13 protein-coding genes are annotated in these 14,396 nt (G+C 70.3%); all 13 read right to left on the bottom strand.

The annotated features are described in order from the left end of the window. Positions 1–119: 119 nt before the first annotated feature. Complete coding sequence (locus tag ACGFT1_RS24760; protein ID WP_373911154.1) at positions 120–644, bottom strand: chorismate pyruvate-lyase family protein; 525 nt, start codon at positions 642–644, stop codon at positions 120–122. After that, positions 641–2,068: a class I adenylate-forming enzyme family protein gene (locus ACGFT1_RS24755; RefSeq protein ID WP_373911153.1), complete on the bottom strand. Its 1,428-nt coding sequence runs from the start codon at positions 2,066–2,068 to the stop codon at positions 641–643. The genes ACGFT1_RS24760 and ACGFT1_RS24755 overlap by 4 nt, the downstream gene beginning before the upstream one ends. Further along, positions 2,065–2,751 carry an HAD family hydrolase gene (locus ACGFT1_RS24750; RefSeq protein WP_373911152.1) on the bottom strand — a complete coding sequence of 229 codons (687 nt, stop codon included), beginning with the start codon at positions 2,749–2,751 and terminating at the stop codon, positions 2,065–2,067. The genes ACGFT1_RS24755 and ACGFT1_RS24750 overlap by 4 nt, the downstream gene beginning before the upstream one ends. Then, positions 2,748–3,836, bottom strand: coding sequence for a nicotinate-nucleotide--dimethylbenzimidazole phosphoribosyltransferase (locus tag ACGFT1_RS24745; RefSeq protein ID WP_373911151.1), 1,089 nt, complete (start codon positions 3,834–3,836; stop codon positions 2,748–2,750). The genes ACGFT1_RS24750 and ACGFT1_RS24745 overlap by 4 nt, the downstream gene beginning before the upstream one ends. Continuing rightward, complete coding sequence (locus tag ACGFT1_RS24740) at positions 3,829–5,112, bottom strand: glycosyltransferase family 4 protein (protein ID WP_373911150.1); 1,284 nt, start codon at positions 5,110–5,112, stop codon at positions 3,829–3,831. Before ACGFT1_RS24740 ends, ACGFT1_RS24745 begins: the two co-directional genes overlap by 8 nt. Next, entirely contained in the window at positions 5,109–6,248 is a 1,140-nt protein-coding gene (gene rfbG, locus ACGFT1_RS24735) for a CDP-glucose 4,6-dehydratase (RefSeq protein ID WP_373911149.1), read from the bottom strand. The genes ACGFT1_RS24740 and rfbG overlap by 4 nt, the downstream gene beginning before the upstream one ends. Next, positions 6,230–7,015 (bottom strand): sugar phosphate nucleotidyltransferase, encoded by a 786-nt coding sequence (locus ACGFT1_RS24730; protein ID WP_373911148.1) that lies wholly within the window; start codon positions 7,013–7,015, stop codon positions 6,230–6,232. The genes rfbG and ACGFT1_RS24730 overlap by 19 nt, the downstream gene beginning before the upstream one ends. Beyond that, a complete protein-coding gene (locus tag ACGFT1_RS24725) occupies positions 7,012–8,661 on the bottom strand; it encodes a carbamoyltransferase (protein ID WP_373911147.1) in 1,650 nt (549 codons plus the stop codon). The genes ACGFT1_RS24730 and ACGFT1_RS24725 overlap by 4 nt, the downstream gene beginning before the upstream one ends. A gap of 17 nt (positions 8,662–8,678) precedes the next feature. Beyond that, entirely contained in the window at positions 8,679–9,695 is a 1,017-nt protein-coding gene (locus ACGFT1_RS24720) for a 3-oxoacyl-ACP synthase III family protein (RefSeq protein WP_373911146.1), read from the bottom strand. After that, positions 9,692–10,696 (bottom strand): isopenicillin N synthase family dioxygenase, encoded by a 1,005-nt coding sequence (locus tag ACGFT1_RS24715; RefSeq protein WP_373911145.1) that lies wholly within the window; start codon positions 10,694–10,696, stop codon positions 9,692–9,694. Before ACGFT1_RS24715 ends, ACGFT1_RS24720 begins: the two co-directional genes overlap by 4 nt. A 67-nt stretch (positions 10,697–10,763) precedes the next feature. Then, positions 10,764–11,999 (bottom strand): cytochrome P450, encoded by a 1,236-nt coding sequence (locus ACGFT1_RS24710; RefSeq protein ID WP_373911144.1) that lies wholly within the window; start codon positions 11,997–11,999, stop codon positions 10,764–10,766. Next, a complete protein-coding gene (gene mpaD, locus ACGFT1_RS24705; RefSeq protein ID WP_373911143.1) occupies positions 11,996–13,279 on the bottom strand; it encodes a daptide-type RiPP biosynthesis aminotransferase in 1,284 nt (427 codons plus the stop codon). The genes ACGFT1_RS24710 and mpaD overlap by 4 nt, the downstream gene beginning before the upstream one ends. 73 nt (positions 13,280–13,352) lie before the next feature. Continuing rightward, positions 13,353–14,378, bottom strand: a complete 1,026-nt coding sequence (locus ACGFT1_RS24700) for a MupA/Atu3671 family FMN-dependent luciferase-like monooxygenase (protein ID WP_373911142.1) — start codon at positions 14,376–14,378, stop codon at positions 13,353–13,355. Positions 14,379–14,396: the final 18 nt, after the last annotated feature.

Raw genomic sequence — 14,396 nt, 5'->3', positions numbered from 1 at the left:
ACGAACGGCGGCCGTGCTCCTTCACAGGAGCACGGCCGCCCATCGGTCTCTCCACGCCGTGGCGTGCCGGCGTCACGCCGCCGGGACGCCACCCTGATCAGCCCCGGCGGCCACCCCCGTCATGCGTGTCCGGTGAGGCATGCCGAACTGAAGAACTCCTCGATGAGCAGTGCCGCGATACCCCCGACGAACACTCGGTAGCGTCTGCTCGCGCCCTCGCGCGACGGGAAGTCGTCGGGCACCGAGCAGGTGAGCAACTCCCGGAAGGACTCGACCCGGTGCTTGCGCAGGAGCCGGCCGATGGGTTCCTGCGTGGTCACCAGGTCGGTGCGCAGTGGTTCCGGCAGCGCGTCCAGCACGAGTACGGATCGCGCGTGCACATAGACGGTGCCCGAGTGCGCACCGACCAACTGGGTCGTGCGGGCGATCAGTCGGTCGTGCCCGAGGGACTGTGGCATGGCCGCGATATCCGTGCGAGACACCCTCGTGTCGTGGGAGAGCTGGGAGGTGATGATCGGTTCGCCGACCATCTGCTCCAGCATCGGCGTGACTGTGCCGTCCGTGGTCAGCAGCATCCGGGCGGCCACGCCGAGCCGGTCGAACGATCCCCTTGGAGTGTCGGGGCGGAGGGTTCGCCTGGTCATCGCAGCAGGGCCTCCACGTCGCTGCGGAGCACTTTGCCGGTGGCCGATCGCGGTATCGCGTCGAGCAGTGAGATCCTTCTGGGCACCTGATGCGGCGCCAGGCGATCACGGCACCAGCGGACCAGGTCCTCGGTGGTCACCGCACCGCTCACGGCCACCAAGGCCACCGGAACCTGCCCATGTGTCCGGTCGTCCGCAGCAGTGACGTGGTTGTCGGTGACCGCCGGATGGCGCGCCAGCACCTGCTCGACCTCCATCGGACTCACCTTCTTGCCGGCCACGTTGATCACCGATCCGAGCCGGCCGCGCAGTTGGATGCCGTCCGTGCCGGGCCGGATCCGTGCGAGGTCACCGGTGTGGTACCAGCCCCCCGCGTCGCGCTCGAGGGAAACGAGGCCGTTCCGGCTGAGTCTGCCGACGGCCAGCTGATCGGAGCGCAGCATCAGCTCTCCGCCCTCGGAGAAGCCTTCGAGTTCCGCGACCCGTGCCGAGATGCCAGGCAGTGGGCTGCCGATCCAGCCGGTGTCGGCGGTGTCGGCAGCCCGGGTCAGGGTCACGGCCCCTGCCTCGGAGGAGCCGTAGCAGGTGTAGAGCGTGAAGGTGAACCGCTCCGCGATGGCGGCCGCCACGCCGGTTCCGAGCGGGGCGCCGGCGGAGACCGCCGAGCGGAGGCTCGACAGCCCGTCCCGGAGCGCGGGGAGTGCGCTCTCGCCGGTCCGGCTGAGAAGTCCGTGGTGGAAAGGCAGCGCGATCAGTGTGCGCGCCCCGTGCTCCCCCACCATGCGCGCCAGTTGGGAGGGCAGCGAGCGTGGGGAGGCGTGGCGCACGGGTGCGCCGTGGAGGAGCGGGGCGAGGAGCCCGTAGTTGAAGCCGTAGGCGTGAAACGGCGGAGCGGCGACGGCTACGGGCGAGCCCGGCTCGTAGCCGAGGAACGCAGCGACTCTGCGCGCATCGGCGAGCACGGCGTCGACCGACCGTACGACACCGACCGGTGTGCCGGTGGAACCGGACGTCAGGAAGACCTGGGAGCGGTCGGGCAGCTCGTAGGGCCTCCGCGGGCGTTCCCTGTCATGCAGCCACATCGTGGGGTCGGTGCACAGCGCTTCGGCTGTGTCCGGCAGGCCGGCCCTGCTGTCGTACACCGTGGGCCCCTCCGGTGCGCCGGGCGTGGCGGGGTCACGGTGGATCAGGGGGATGCCCGCAAGATCGCAGCCGAGGGTGAGCACGGTCGCGGCCGTCGGGTCGGACACGTGGGCGGTCACCGCAGCACCGGCGAGCTTCCGGCGGCCCAGCCGCTCCGCGACCCGCTCCGCCGCCTCCAGCAGTTCGCGGTAGGTCCATGTTCTGCCCTGGGCGAGGACCGCCGCCGCCCCCGGTTCTCCCGCGCCCTCGCGGACTGCCTGATGGATACCTGGATTGGTCATGTGTCGGCCTTTCGAAGGTACGCGCTCAGGTCGCGCAGGGAAGCGAGCAGCGGGGCCGCCCGTGTGCCGGGCGCGGATCCCGGCCCTTGCAGCAGCAGCGTCCGCACCCCCGCGGAGCCGCCCTGACGAGCGTCTGCCTGTGTGTCCCCCACGTACAGGGCCTCATCGGGCCGCAGTCCCAGCAACTGCAGGGCCCGCAGCAGTCCGTCCGGTGCGGGCTTGGGGCGTGGGGCGTCCTCGCGGGCGATGCTCAGGTCGACGCCGAGCCCGCTCGCGTCCAGCAGGGCCTGGGCGTCCTGCCGCGAGCGTCCTGTGCACACCCCGGTCACCAGGCCGCGGTCGCGCAGCAGGGCAAGGATCTGGTGGGCGTAAGGGACGGCAAGCCCCCGCGCGGTGGCGGGGGCACGCAAGTCGTTCCTCAACGCGCGCCGATAGGCGCGCGTGGCATCGGCGAGTGCGGCCTCGCCGACCAGCGCGCGCAGGGTGTCCGTGTCGGTGGGCCGCTGGGCGAGGGCCAGCCTGGCCGCGCTGGGCTCGGCCCCGCCGGTGGCGGTGGCCGCGTACCGCAGGCAGCGCTGGTGCAGTGTCCAGGAGTCGATGAGGGTGCCGTCAAGGTCGAACACCACACCGCGGATCCGGTCGGCCCGGGCCGTCGGCGGGGTCGCACGTCCCGGTACGCTCACGGCGCCTCCGCCAGGTCGACCACCTCCGCGGCCGGCGTGCCGTCGGCCACAGCAAGGGCCGCGTTGATCAGGCCGACGGCGAGCGCGGCCCCGGAGGCCATCCCCAGACGCATGTCGAGCTGGAGCAGCGGCGGCTGGCCGAGTGCGCCGAGCAGCAGCCGGTGTGCCGGTTCGGTCGACAGATGGGCGGCGATCAGGTAATCGGCGACGGCCGGGCACAGGCGCACGGCGAGCAGGGCCGCGACGGCGGTGATGGTGCCGTCGATGACGACGACCTGACGACGGGCCGCCGCGGCCAGGATGACCCCGACGTTGCCGGCTATCTCGAAGCCCCCCAGCGCGGCGAGAAGCGTGACCGGGTCGTCGGGCAGTCCGCGGACGCGGGCCAGCGCCTGCTCGATCAGTGCCGTCTTGTGCCGGACTACGGGGATCGGCACTCCGGTGCCCCTGCCGGTGAGTCCGCCGGCGGGCATATCGAGCAGTCGAGCGGCCAGGGCGGCGGTGGCGGTCGTGTTGCCGACTCCGATCTCACCGACCGCCACCAGGTCCACGTCCGCCAGGCGGGCGTCCGCGTAGGCCATGCCGTGGCACACGGCGCGCCATGCCTGCGCAACCGTCATGGCGTCCTGCCGTGTGATGTCCCCGGTTCCCGCGGCCACCTTGTACCGCTGGTCCCCGACCGGGCGCAGCAGGCCGAAGTCGGCATGCTCGACCGGGGCCGGCAGGCGGGCCGCCAGGATGTTCACCGGAGCCTTCCCCGCGGCGATCAGTTCGAGCACCTGTCCGGTGACGGTGGGCTGGAACACGGAAGTGCCGTGGGCCGCCACACCGTGGTCCCCGGCCAGCACACTGACCGCGGCAGACACCTCGCCCGGGGATGGCCGGCGAAGGATGCCGGCGATCCGCAGGACCGCCGCGTCCAGTCGGCCCAGACTGTCGGCCGGACGGGCCCGGGTCAGCTGGCGTACCTTCGCCAGCCGGGCGGCGGTCCGGTCTGCTCTGCCGATGCGCCGGCACAGCGCGTCGACCGCCGCCTCGTCGTCGTACTCCCCGGCGGACGGACGCTCGCGGGTGTGCTCAGCCATGGATCCGTGCCGCGGTCAGCTCGTGCCCGAGCAGGGACAGTCCCCGGCCGAACCGCTCGTTGGTGAAGCGCTCGGCTACCCGGGCGCGGGCCGCCGCACCGCGTCGCCCGGCCTCCTGCGGATCGCTGAGGGCTCGGCGCAGCGCATCGGTGAGGTCCTGGGGTGCGAGGGAGCGGGCGCCCGACGGTCCGGCGACCGGCACCGGGTAGCCGAACTCCGGGGTGGGGATGAGTTCACGCAGCGAGTCGACGGCCGTGGCGACCACGGGACGGCCGAAGGCCATCATCTCCGCGCAGACGTAGCAGAAGGATTCCCAGAGGCTGGGCACCACCGCGACATCGGCCGACGCCATCCATCCGAGGGCCTCCTGTCGTGGCACGTCACCGAGGAAGGTGACCCGCGCGTCGAGCCGCAGTGCGGCTGCCAGCTCCTTGAGTCGTCGCTCCTCCGGTCCGACGCCCACGATCGCCAGGTGCGGGAGCAGGCCAGCCGCGCCGGGCCGGTCCACCGGGCCGAGCAGGTGAAGGGCGTGCAGCAGCTGTTCGAATCCCTTCACCGGTACCAGCCGCCCGCAGGCGACCAGCAGCGGCTGCTCGGGGCCGGTCGGCAGGGCGGCGCGGCGCTGGTGCCGTGCCGGGTCCTCCTCCACGCTCTTGATCTCGGCAGGGTCCACGCCGAGGTGGATGACGCTGTGGCCGGACGGGGCGTCGGGGTAGTAGCCGAGCACGGCGTCGGACAGCGCCTGGCTGATGAAGACGGTGTGGTCGCTGCCGTGCACCGACCGGCGCTCCAGCTCCAGCAGATGCGTTCGGTCCGCCGAGACGCCGCTCGTGACCTTGTGGGTGCCCCGGTCGTACGGCGTGATCGCACGGAAGTCCTGGAGCAGGACGTTCACGAGCGGAACCCGGTACCGGCGGGCGAACATGAACGCCTCGGGATAGCAGAACAGGTCGGGCAGGAGTACGAGATCCGGTGGGCCCAGTTCGGTGGCCAGCCGCTCGGCCGTCGCGTGCAGCCGCCGGTGGGTGCGCAGGCTGTCGTCGGCCAGCCCGGTACCCGCGTTGTAGACGACCTCGGTGCCGGCCCGGTGGATGGTCACCCCGTCGACCGTTTCCCGCAGGTCGCTGCTCGACCGCGGCCGGGAGGTGACGACGAGGCTCTCCCAGCCCTGCGCAACCAGTCCGACGGCGGCGTTGCGAGCGACCGTGCTGGTGCCGCCGACGGTGGTCGGCGGGTACTCCCGGGAGAAGACGAAGGCGCGCCTTGGTGTGGTCATGAGTCGCTGTCCGCCTGTCGCTCGTCGTGGGGCGTCGGTCCGGTCGTGCCGAGAAAGGCCTGGGTCTGGTGGGCCGTCGCCTCATGCGGGTCGGCTCCCTGCAGCACACGCAGCTGCCAGGCGACGATTTCCGCCGCCGACCGTTCCAGATCGAACTGGTGCCGCCAGCCGAGGGCGGCGGCGGCCTTGCGGCCGTCCAGGCGCAGCAGTTCGTCCTCCGGCAGGTGCGCCACCGGTTCGTTGATCACTTCGGTCGGTGCCCTCCCGCTGTCCGCCCAGGCCGTCATGAGGGCCTGAGCCAGCTCCTGGACGCTAGCTCCGTCGCCTGGCGGTGCGAAGTTGAAGACCTCGCCGGGCGCGACCGACCCGTCGACCAGTGCGTCGGCCAGCAACAGCAGCCCTTGGACCACGTCCAGGACGTGTTGCCAGGGCCGGATGGCCGCAGGCCTGCGCAGTCTGACCGGCCGGCCTGCGGTCAGGGCGGCGACCAGGTCGGGCACCAGTCGGTTCGCGGCCTGATCTCCTCCTCCGATGATGTTGCCGAAGCGGACGGAGGCGGCGCGCGTGGGGTTGCCGGCCGCGCGGAACAGCTCGGCGTATGACTCGAAGACCAGCTCCGCACCCGCCTTGGAGACGCTGTAGGGGCAGCCGCCGCCGAGTTCGTCGACCTCACGGTAGGGCCAGGGCCACTCCCGGTTGCGATAGCACTTGTCCGACGTGACGTGGACCAGGGCGGACGGCCCGCACCGGCGCGCGGCCTCCAGTACGTTGACCGAGCCGCCGATGTTGGTGCTGAACGTGAGCTGCGGGTCGGTCAGGCCCTTGCTCACCAGAGGCTGGGCCGCGAGATGGAAGACGACGTCGAAGGAGTGCGCCGCCATCACACCGTGCAAAGCCTCGATGTCCCGCACATCACCGACCACGCCCTTCGCGCCGAGCGCCGTGAGGTCCGCGGCGCGGGCCCGGGTGCAGGCGTCCTCGTCCGCGGAAAAGCCGATCACGTCGGCCCCCAGTTGCAGCAGGGCGGTGGTGAGCCAGGACCCGACGAAGCCGCTGTATCCGGTGACCAGTACGCGCCGCCCCTGCCAGGTGTCCGCGAACGTGCGGCTCCTTGCGTTCAGATCAGGGTCAGCCACGGGAACCCCTCCTTCGCCACCATCGCCTCGGCGTCCAGAAAATCCTTGTAGGTGTCCAGCGGCAGCCACAGTCCGTCGTGCACCACGGCGTTGACTTCTCCCCGCGCGGCGAGCGCGGGCAGCACGTCCTCCTCCAGCCCCAGCTCCGGTGCGAGGAAGTCCAGCACCTTCGGCGAGCAGGCGAAGTATCCGGCCGAGATCAGCGCCGCCTGAAGCGGCTTCTCCTCGAACCCGGTCACGGTCAGATCGGGGGTGACCTTCAGTTCTCCGTAGCGGGACCGGACCCGGGTGGCCACCAAGGTGAGCGCCGCCGACGTCTCCCTGTGACGGTCGACGAGATTCTGCAGGTCGAAGTCGGACAGTACGTCTCCGTAGCCGAGCAGGAAGGGCCCGGAGCGCAGATGGCCGGCGGCGGCTTGCAACCGCACGCATTTGTCCGCCTCGGGGCCGCTGTCGACCAGAGTGATCCACACCCCGTCGGCGGTGAAGCGCCGCCAGTCGGGACCCGTTTCGGTCTCCTGGAGCGGCACCTGGAACTCGTCGAGCAGCAACGCCTCCACGGCGTGAGCGGCGTACCCGACGCAGACCACGAAGTCGTCGAGCCCGAAGGACCGGTAGTAGTCCAGCACGTGCAGCAGCAGAGCCCGGCCGTCGGGCAGCGGCCGCAGCGGCTTGGGCAAGTCGTCGCTCTCGCTGCGCTGACGCAGCCCCAGCCCGCCGCACAGCAGCACCACCGTCGGCGGGTGCGGCAGCCATGATCTGCTCATATGCCGACCGCCTTGCGGACGACGAGGTCGCCGAGGACCAGCAGATCGAGATCGGTGCTGAGGAAGCAGCGCACGGCGTCTGCGGGCGTCTCCACGATGGGTTCCTCGTTGTCGTTGAACGAGGTGTTGAGAAGCACCGGCACCCCGGTGATCCGGTCGAACGCGTTCAGCAGCTCGCACAGCCGGGGATTCAGATCGGCAGCGGCGGTCTGCAGTCGGGCCGATCCGTCGACATGGGTGACCGCGGGGATCACCGACCTCTTGTCGGCCCGCACCTGGGGGACGAGGAGCATGTACGGAGCGGGGGTCTCCGAGTCGAAGAACTCCGCCTGCCGGGCCGCCGGCACCACCGGCGCGAAGGGCCGGAACGCCTCGCGGTGCTTGACCTTGGCGTTGATCCGGTCCTTCATACCGGGGTCACGGGGATCGGCGAAAATGCTGCGGTTGCCCAGGGCGCGGGGTCCGATCTCCGAGCGTCCCTGGAACCAGCCGACCACGGATCCTGCGGCCAGTTCCCGCGCCACGTGCGCGAAGAGGTCGTCCGGACGCTCCACCTCCACCCGTGGACCCGCCCCTGCCAGGGCTGCCGCCATCTCCTCCGCGCTGTATTCACGGCCCAGGTAGGGCGAGAACGGCTCCGGGGACGGCTCCCAGGGGTTGCCGCCCAGCGCGTAGTGTCCGTGCAGGGCCGCACCGATGGCGGTTCCGTTGTCCCCGGCGGCAGGAAAGACGTGCAGTTCCTCGAACGGGGTCTGCTCCAGGATCTTGTAGTTGGCCACACTGTTGAGGGCCACACCGCCGGCCAGGCACAAGTTCTTGGACCCGGTGGTGTGGTGCAGCCAGCGCGCCAGCTCGATCATGATCCGCTCGGTGTTGGCCTGCACCGCGTAAGCGAAGTCGGCGCGGATCTCCTCGGCGGCCTGGTCACTGCCGGCCCGGGCGAGTTCGTCGGCGATCAGCGCCGTCACGGCGGCCTGCTGCTCGACGGTCTGGCGGAACTCGCCCTCGCCCAGGTGGTACAGCTCGGCCAGGGCCTTGACGTAGCGCGGGGTGCCGAAAGGGGCCAGACCCATGGTCTTGCCCGGTGCGCCCATGCCGCCGACCGTGAGGAAGCCGATCGACTTGGACACCGCCTCGTACATCCAGCCGACCGAGTTCTCATAGGTGTCGTCGAGTCGGCGCTGCGCGGTGGTGACGCGTCCGTGCACGCCGGACAGGACGCCCAGTCCCTGGGCGTCACCTTCGTAGAAGGTGATCGTCTCACCGTGCCGTTCCCCGTTGTGTTCCAGCTCGGACCCTCGGCCGTCCAGCACCATGACCGCCGAGCGCTCGAACGGAGATGTGTAGAAGGTGCTGGCGGCGTGCGAGAGGTGGTGGCCGATCCACTCGATCCGGTCACGGTAGCGCAACGCGTAGACGCGGTTGAGGAAGTCGTTGGCTATGACGAGATCGACCTCCTCCGCCGTGGTTCCGGCCTGCTCGAGAACGTAGTCGGCGGCCCGGCACTGCTGGAGGCGGGGGCCGAGGCCGAAGGCGATCTTCACGCGGGTGAGGCGTTCCTCCTCCACGGCCGACACGATCCGGCCGTCCTCCACCAGGCATGCGGCGAAATCATGGTGGGATCCTCCCAACCCGAGTATGCGCACGAGGTGCATCTCCTTTCTCAGACGCGCAGCAGAGTGCAGGCCCAGTGCATGCCGCTTCCGGTGCTGGTGAGGGCCACGAGTTCCCCTGGCGGAATCCGGTTGTCGTCGAGCATCTTTCCGAGGCTGAACAATTGGTCGACACAGCCCAAGTGACCGTGATCCAGTGCCACTTCGGCGTTGGTGCGGTGCATCGGGATGTGGAAGTCCCGGGAGAACTCCTCAAGTCCCTTTGCGGTGCCGTTCATGTGGAGGACGTAGCGGACGTCTTCCACGGGCACCTTCGCGTGAGCGCAGGCCTTCTCCAGTACGCGGTGGCTGTTGTCCCGGGTCTCCCTGAGGAACCGGACCTTGGCGCGCAGGTCGTGGCCCAGGAACTCGTTCATCAGGTCCACGGGGTTGCCGACCCGGCCCGGATCCGGGTGGTCCGGGGTGACCGGGAGCGCGGCCCCGCCACCCGGCAGGTAGGCGACGTTGGCGTACCGGCCGTCCGAGATGACCTCGGTGGCGAGCCAGCGACAGCTGTCCGCGCCGCGCACCAGCACCGCCGCGGCCGCACCGTCGGAGGTGATCGCGGTACTGGAGTCCATGCGGTTCCAGTAGGCCTCGCACACCCGGTTCACCGTGATGAGCAGGGCGACGCGGTAGTCAGGGTGCGTCGCGAACTTGCCCGCCGCGGCGTCGAACCCGAGCACACCGCTGCTGCACGCCTGGTTGATCAGCAGCGCCTCGGCGCGCCGTGCCCCCACCTTGTCCTGTGTGGCGGCGGCCGGGTCCCAGTACAGGTAGTCCGGAATGTCGGCCATGGCCAGGATCAGCAGGTCGACCTCGTCCGCCGGAATGTCAGCGCGTTTGAGGGCCTGCTCGGCGGCCGCGGCGGCCAGATCGGTCAGTCCCACGTCGTCCGCTGCCCGGTAGTAGGTCCGGTAGCCCCAGTCCTCGATCTTCTTGTGGTCGTCCGTGTAGGCGGCGACGGTCTCCGCGACCGAACAGGGCTCGCCCAGCGCATAGCCGATTCCCGTGATTCCGTACGTCATGTGAGCGCGTCCGATCGGCCCAGCCTGCGCTGCAGATAGAGGCGGCGGGACTTCGCCATGAGGTAGTCGCCGGCCCGCACGGGCGCATGCCGAGGGGGATTGTCCGGGTCCGTGCAGGTGTCCAGAGGGACGATCTCCGCATCGGGATTCGGCTGGTAGAAGAACGCGATGGAGATGCGGTCCCCGTCCGCCAGCTCGTCCGGTGGGTTCACTACGCGGTGCATCGTGCTGGCCCAGCGGTCGTTGGTCCAACGGGACATCAGCGAACCGAGGTTGACCACGAAGGAGCCCGCCAGCGGAGGCACGTCGAGCCACTGTCCGGTCGGGTGCCGAACCTGCAGCCCACACGGTGTGTCGTCCTGGTGGAGCACGGTCAGGCATCCGATGTCGATGTGCGGGCTGTTGCGATACGGGCTGCTCCACCCGCCCAGGGGCCGGGATGGGTAGTAGTTGGCCGTCAAGTGGCTGACGTGGTGGTCGAATTTGTCGTCGAACCACGTTTCGGGAAGCTCCAGACCCAGCGCGAACAGCCGCATGATCTGCAGCGACACCTCGCTGACCGCGGAGTGGTACTCCAGGAACAGCTCACGGAACCCGGGTAGCCGCGGCCATCGGTTGGGGCTGCCGAGCGCCGCGAAGTCCTCGCCGGCCGCCGTGCCGGGCCAGCCGCCCTCGCCCGCCAGGCTCGCCGCGAACAGCTGCATGCGCGGGTTGGCCCCGAATCCGTGCTGCATCGGGTCGACGGGGTCGTTGGCCACCCGCTCCTTCTCCTCGGGGGGCCCGGTGAAGAACGCCCTGGTCATGTCGTGCAGCCTCGACACCAGGGCGCCGGGGACCCCGTGACCGACCACGACGAGGAAACCGCTGGCCTCACAGGCCCGGCGGATCGCAGCGGCGACACCGGCCCGGTGGGCGGGGTCGCGCACGTCGAGTCCCAGGTCGATGACCGGGACATAGCCGTCCAGCAGCGTGACACGGTCACGGCCGGCATCGTTTCCCACGGCCGTGGGAGGTGTGTGGGGGGTGTGTGGCATTCGGGCTCGTTCTCCAGAAGAGGTGGGGGGCAGGTCACCACGTCACGTCCAGCGCTCGCAGGCCGTACACGAGCATGTCCGCCAGGAAGTCCGTGTCCCTGGGCGGATTCACCAAGCGGAGGCCGGGCAGCCGGCGCATGAGCTCCGCGACCGCCAGTTCGGCCTGGGCCTGGGCGATGAAGCTGCCGAGACAGCGGTGGATACCGTGGCCGAAGGCGAGTTGGCCGCGCGCCTCACGTCTGAGGTCGAAGCGGTCCGGGTCCGTGAAGACCGCGGGATCACGGTTGGCTGCCGCCACATTCACCACCAGGCCGTCGCCCGCCCGGATCGTCCGGTCGGCCAGCTCGACGTCGCAGGTGGCGACACGGGCCACACCGTGCTGGACCAGCGTCCAGTAGCGCAGGGCCTCGCCGACCGCCGCGGGAGCCCAGCGCTCCGGGTCGGACCGCACGAGGTTCCCCTGTTCCTCGTCACTCAGCAGCGACAGCATGGTCAGCGACACCAGTCCTGCGGTGGTCTCCAGACCGGCGACGATGATGAGGTTGGCGACACCGACGAGTTCGGCCATGGTCAGGTCCTCGCCGAGACTCCGGGCCAGACGGCTGAAGAGGTCGCCCGCCTCTCCCTGGCGCTTGGCGGCGAACAACCCCTGGAGGTACCGGCTCATCTTCCCGGCTGCCAGGACCCGTTCGGCGATGCTGGCGTCATGGCGCTGCATGTCGCGGGTGCAGGCGAGGAAGAAGTCCCGGTCCGCAAGGGGCGTACCGAGCATGTCCGATGCGCTGAGGGCCGGCAACGGCACGGCCACCGCCGAGACGAGGTCGACGGGACCGCCCGCCTCGATCACCGCGTCGACCAGCTGAGCCGCGTTCCGGGTGAGTGCCGGGCGAAGCCCCTTGACCCGGCTGCCACTGAACTCCGCCGCCACCAGGCGGCGCAGCCGGGTGTGCTCGGGCTGGTCCATCGACAGGAAGTGACCGGGGATCGTCCGCTTGGAGGACAGAGGAAACGCCGGGTAGCCCGGCAGGGTCGAGTCGGAACTGAAGCGGACGTGGTCGGCGAGGACTTTCCTGGCGGTGGCGAAGTCGGTGACCAGCCAGGCCTCGCCGCCGTAGCTGAGCGGCACCCGGCGGACCGGCTGCCCGGGTTCGGCCCGGTATTCGGCCGGCGGATGCCACGGGGTCCTGCGCGGCGCGGGAAAGGACCAGGGGCAGCCTGCGGGGGACGGCGCGGCGGCGGTACCCGTCGGAGAATCGGCAGACGCTGTCATGACGGGGCCTCCTCCAGGGCGGGCAGCCGCTCTGCCGCCCGGTCCAGACCTAGGACGAGGGCCTTTTCCAGCTGTGCCATGTCCTCGTCGTCGTAGACGAGGGCGGGAGCCAGTTGGACGCAACTGGGCCCCGGGGACAGCAGGGCCCCGGCTTCCCGGATCTCCTCGAGGACCGCCGTGACCGCGTCGTCGCCGAGCGGAGTGCCGTGCTGGGCGAGCCGCAGGGCGCGGAAACAGCCGGCCCCGTCGCTGCCCGCGACCAGCGGGTGATCGGCGAGCCGGACGAAGAGGGCGTCGAGACGGCGGCCGACCTCGGCCGCGGCGTCCAGCGCCCGCAACCGTTCCATCTCCTCCAGGGTGGCCAGGATCGCGGCGCATGTGGCCGGCGTGCCCGCCTGGGTCTCGGCGTGGGTGAGGACCGCGTCATGCCGGTCGAAGAGATCACAGATGTCGTGGCAGACGATCACGGCCGCCGCGGCGCAGGTGCCATTGGTGAGTCCCTTGGAGGCGAGCAGTACGTCAGGCGGACGGGTCCAGTTCAGCGAGGCGAAGCAGGGACCTGTCCGGCCGAAACCGGTGGCGACCTCGTCGGCCACCAGCAGGAAGCCGTACTGGACACGCAGCCGTTCCAGCCCTTCGAGCATCTGCGGGGACAGCGGGTAGGCGCCGGTGCCCAGCACCGGCTCCACCACGACGGCGGCGACCTGTTCGCCTTCTCGCTGCAGCAGTTCCTCCAGCTCGGTGATGTCCTGGTGGCTCACGTGCCGGATCAGCCGTTGATCGACGCTGTAGTAGCTCTGTCCCAGGGACGTCCCGGTGAGGCCGTGGCTTCCGTATGTCAGTCCGTGGTAGCTGCCCTTGAGTCCCACCACGACGCGGCGGCGGAACTGCCGCCGCAGCGACCAGTACTGCCGTACGAGCTTCATCACCAGGTCGTTCGCCGACCCCCCGGAGGTGGTGTGGGCCACCCGTCCGAACCAGTCGGGACCGCTGAGGTCGAGCAGCGCCCGGGAGGCCGCGACGGCCGGCTCGTGTCCGGTGCGGAAGAGTGAGAAGTACGAGGCCTCCAGCAACGCGGTCCGCACGGCTTCGGCCACTCGCCTGTTGCCGTATCCGAGGTTGACGTTCCACAGGCCGCTGGTGCCGCACTGACGCCATCTGCCGTCCGCGAAGAGGACCTTCGTCCCCTCAGCCCGCACCGCCGAGTGCGACCGGCGTCCGAAGCGGCTGGGCTGGTGCAGCGGTTCCCACAGCGGATAACGCCCGGCTCTGTCTGTCATGGCATCTTCCCTTGCCCTGAGTGATGGGTGAACGTGGGGCGTCGTCGTTGTCGTGAGGTGCTCAGAGATCCCCTCACGCCACGCGTGCGCGGAGTTCCGCGAGATGGGTGAGGCCGTGCAGGACCCGGTCCGTGGAGACCCCGAAGTCGATGAGACAGGCGATCTCGTCGACTCCGATCCGCTCGCACTCCCGCACCACTTCCTCCGCCCGGTCTGTGGTGCCGAGGAGAGCGCACCCTTGGTGGAGGTAACGCTGCAGGGCGGGACGGACGGCGAGCCGGGCCCGCTGCCCACTCGTGCCACGGGCACTGCCGCCCTGTGGGTTGAACAGGTTCAGGGCACTGATCAGGTAGTTCTCCAGCGGCTCGCGGACCTCGCGCTCGATGGCCGCCTGATCCGCTCCGAGAAAGGTGTGCAGCATCAGCACCACGTGGCCGGTGCCGGCTCCGCCGGCGGAGGTGAACGCCTTGCGGTACTGGGTGATCCGGTCCGCGAGTTCGTCCATCCCTTGACTGGCCAGATGGGTCAGCACGCCCACCCGGGCCCGGCCGGCCGCGCGGAAGGTGTCCGGATTTCCCGCCGCGGTCAGCCACAACGGGATCTCGCTCTGGACTGGCAGCGGGTGGATGCGGGGTCCTTCGCCGTCGAGCGCTTGCGGATCCGTGAACGGTTCGCCGCGCCAGAGACTGCGCAAAGTGTTGATGTGGTCGAGCACGGTCCGGCTCCGGTCCCCGAAGCGTCCAGGCCCGAGGATGAAGTCCTCGGGGTTCCAGCCCGATGCGAGGGAGATGCCCGCGCGGCCGCCGGAGAGGTTGTCCACCACCGCCCAGTCCTCGGCGATCCGCAGCACGTGGTGGAGCGGAGCGACGACACTGCCCGCGCGGATCTGGATGCGCTCGGTCACGGTCGCCACTGCGGCCCCGGTGACCGCCGGGTTGGGGTAGTTGCCCCCGAAGGGGTGGAAGTGCCTCTCCGGTGTCCACACAGCGCTGAAGCCGTGCGTGTCCGCGTATCGCGCGCCCTCCAGCAGAAGCCGGTAACGGTCCTTGTGCCCGCCGCCGCGGGCCTCGTCGGCGAAGTAGAACAGGCTCAAATCCACGGGCTCATGCCTCCTGCC

Origin of the sequence: Streptomyces sp. Y20 (assembly GCF_043195475.1) — a bacterium.
Lineage (GTDB): Bacteria > Actinomycetota > Actinomycetes > Streptomycetales > Streptomycetaceae > Streptomyces.
Note: the sequence above shows the minus strand (reverse complement) of the source record. Positions and strands in the feature narration are given on the sequence as shown.

Excerpts from the sequence above, each read along its gene's own strand:
- ACGFT1_RS24760 (WP_373911154.1), bottom strand. The coding sequence starts at position 644 with ATGACCAGGCGAACCCTCCGCCCCGACACTCCAAGGGGATCGTTCGAC.
- ACGFT1_RS24755 (WP_373911153.1), bottom strand. The coding sequence starts at position 2,068 with ATGACCAATCCAGGTATCCATCAGGCAGTCCGCGAGGGCGCGGGAGAA.
- ACGFT1_RS24710 (WP_373911144.1), bottom strand. The coding sequence starts at position 11,999 with ATGACAGCGTCTGCCGATTCTCCGACGGGTACCGCCGCCGCGCCGTCC.
- ACGFT1_RS24730 (WP_373911148.1), bottom strand. The coding sequence starts at position 7,015 with ATGAGCAGATCATGGCTGCCGCACCCGCCGACGGTGGTGCTGCTGTGC.
- ACGFT1_RS24720 (WP_373911146.1), bottom strand. The coding sequence starts at position 9,695 with ATGACGTACGGAATCACGGGAATCGGCTATGCGCTGGGCGAGCCCTGT.
- ACGFT1_RS24745 (WP_373911151.1), bottom strand. The coding sequence starts at position 3,836 with ATGGCTGAGCACACCCGCGAGCGTCCGTCCGCCGGGGAGTACGACGAC.
- mpaD (WP_373911143.1), bottom strand. The coding sequence starts at position 13,279 with ATGACAGACAGAGCCGGGCGTTATCCGCTGTGGGAACCGCTGCACCAG.
- ACGFT1_RS24740 (WP_373911150.1), bottom strand. The coding sequence starts at position 5,112 with ATGACCACACCAAGGCGCGCCTTCGTCTTCTCCCGGGAGTACCCGCCG.